Below are 2,290 nucleotides of genomic sequence, written 5' to 3'. Positions count from 1 at the left end.
GAGGTCGTCCAGGCGCCTGGCGGCGCCTTTGAACGTGGTATCCATGGTCTTGTCCTTTCCGCCCAGGTCGCGGGCAGGTTGATGTTTGCAACCGACTGTGTGAAATGAGCCCAAGAGGAGCGGAGATAGGGAGGACAGCGGCCCATGTCGCAAGATCAAGGAACGGCGCGCTGGACGGTGAAGGCCGAGCTATGCGCGGTCGGCCGCGACAAGCCCTTGCTTGTGGCGCTGGCAGCGATCCTGTGCCTCTATTGCGGGCTGGTCGCCGGGCCGATCCTCTATGCGTTCCTGGCCATCCGGGGCATGGCGGATTTCTTCAAGTGACGGTGTTGACCATTTGAAAACAGCTCGATCCGTCTTGCTGCCTGATCCGAAATTGCTTAGCCGGGATGAAACTGCTCCCATGAACCGTTCGTACCTCGTGGGACACAGGGTGCGGGAGGGCACGTGACAATAAGGATCAGGCTTCCGGGCGGGACCTTGAAGATCAAGACGAAGGACGAGCTGCGCCGCCGCGAACAGAAGCGCGAAGTTCCGGTCTGGCAGGTCGGAGATTACTTCATCGTCTGGTGGCCGAGCAGCATATCGGATCGTCCGTCCAGGCCCCCGCCAAAACGATAACCCTGCGACCCGACCCTTCTGGAAACAGTCCCAGAAGATAGCCCCAGAAATAGTCAATGACCGGCCATTGACTCTTCCGCCACGGAAGCTCTCTAATTGCTGCGCTGCACAATGGGGTTGGGCTGATGGCGGTTCGTATCAAGTTGCCGGGCGGCACCTTGAAGATGAAGGTGTATCGGGAATTGCGCGAGCGCGAGCGCACCCGCCGCATCCCTGTCCTAAAGGTCGGTTCGGTCTATTTCAGCTGGTGGTCGAACCGCCAGCGTCCTCTAGATGACCCGCCGGGTACACCGGACGATCCTGACCAATTCTCGGCAACGCCTTGACGCCCTGGACGTCATCAGGCGCCTGCGCTCAATCCTTCCGGAAACAGTCAAAACGTGCCCATCGGCTGTTGACTCTTCCCTTGGGGAAGTTCTCTACTTGCTGCATTGCACATCATCGTTGCGTTGCACGGCGGGAGTTTGAACCGGTGGCAGTGCGTATCAAATTGCCGGGCGGCACCCTCAAGATGAAAGTCTATCGCGAATTGCGGGTGCGCGAACGCGAGCGCCGCGTGCCGGTCATGAAGGTAGGTTCGCTGTATTTTGTCTGGTGGTCGAACAGCCAGCCTCACGACAAGTCGCAAGACAGCCGTCATTAGTCTTTGCAGTATTTGCGCCATTCGCCTGCGCGGGCTACGGCGTGTCTTTTGGACGCGTAAGCCAGCCAGCCGCGGCCGAAATTCTCGACTCACAGGATCGCTCGGTACAAACCTATCTACGGTCGACGAAATGCTACCGGCACTAGCTCGTTGCCAGAGGCCGTGTCGAGCCAAACGAATTACCGCGTGAACACCTCACCATCACGCTTGCAAAGCGGAGATGCTTGCCGCAAATGATGGGCGGTCCAACGGATCTGCCCCTGACGATGCGAACTGACCTGCTGGTGCCATAAACCCTCAGCGCTTTCCGGCTCCAAGCGATCGGCGCATCCCGCGCCAATGGTGGAAACCGACGATGAGCGCGATGCGCGGGCAGCATTGGAGGGTGCTTTGTGCGCAAATGCCACAACCTCATTGTCTGCGACGGATCGCAGGTCGCCGAGAGACAGCAACAGATACGATACGGAACACACTGACATGCCTTTTGTGCCGCGCTTCCTGCAACACCTAGCGGGCGTCAATGTCGGCGCCGGCACGAAGATGGCCATTCAGAGCGTCCGCACTGCCCGCCGTGGCCATCACTCGATCGGCGAGGACGGTATCATCAACTGCCGTTTCTCGTTTGACCGGTCGGCAGCCCAAATCACGATCGGCCGCCGTTGCTTCATCGGCAAGAGCCACCTAGTCGCCGCCGAGCACATCAGGATCGGCGATGACGTCGTTATTTCCTGGGGTACGACGATCGTTGACCATAACTCGCATTCGCTGGATTGGAAGCAGCGAGCCAACGACGTCGCGGACTGGCATCAGGGCAAAAAAAACTGGTCGGATGTCGGCATCGCGCCGGTCACGATCGAGGAGAATGTCTGGATCGGCTTTGGCGTGACAATCCTGAAAGGCGTCACGATCGGCAAGGGCGCGGTCGTCGGCGCGGCGTCTGTCGTCACGAAGGACGTAGAGCCCTTCACGGTCGTTGCCGGCGTTCCTGCTAAGAAGGTCCGCGACCTTTCAGAATTAACTATTTAG

4 protein-coding genes are annotated in these 2,290 nt (G+C 59.3%); all 4 read left to right on the top strand.

What is annotated here, in order from left to right:
- Positions 1 to 144: 144 nt before the first annotated feature.
- The 4 genes from EOA86_RS31310 (at position 145) to EOA86_RS31300 (ending at position 2,290) form a co-directional block, all read left to right on the top strand.
- Complete coding sequence (locus EOA86_RS31310) at positions 145 to 324, top strand: hypothetical protein (protein WP_128345141.1); 180 nt, start codon at positions 145 to 147, stop codon at positions 322 to 324.
- A gap of 422 nt (positions 325 to 746) precedes the next feature.
- The gene (locus tag EOA86_RS31305) at positions 747 to 947 is read left to right on the top strand and encodes a hypothetical protein (RefSeq protein WP_128345139.1); all 201 of its coding nucleotides are present in this window, start codon (positions 747 to 749) and stop codon (positions 945 to 947) included.
- A 146-nt stretch (positions 948 to 1,093) separates the two neighbouring features.
- A complete protein-coding gene (locus EOA86_RS38970) occupies positions 1,094 to 1,264 on the top strand; it encodes a hypothetical protein (protein WP_164759521.1) in 171 nt (56 codons plus the stop codon).
- Between the two features lie 477 nt (positions 1,265 to 1,741).
- Complete coding sequence (locus tag EOA86_RS31300) at positions 1,742 to 2,290, top strand: acyltransferase (RefSeq protein WP_127208832.1); 549 nt, start codon at positions 1,742 to 1,744, stop codon at positions 2,288 to 2,290.

Source organism: Mesorhizobium sp. M5C.F.Ca.IN.020.32.2.1, from assembly GCF_004023105.1.
Taxonomy (GTDB): Bacteria; Pseudomonadota; Alphaproteobacteria; order Rhizobiales; family Rhizobiaceae; genus Mesorhizobium; species Mesorhizobium wenxiniae.
This window is presented reverse-complemented; position numbering and strand designations above follow the sequence as displayed.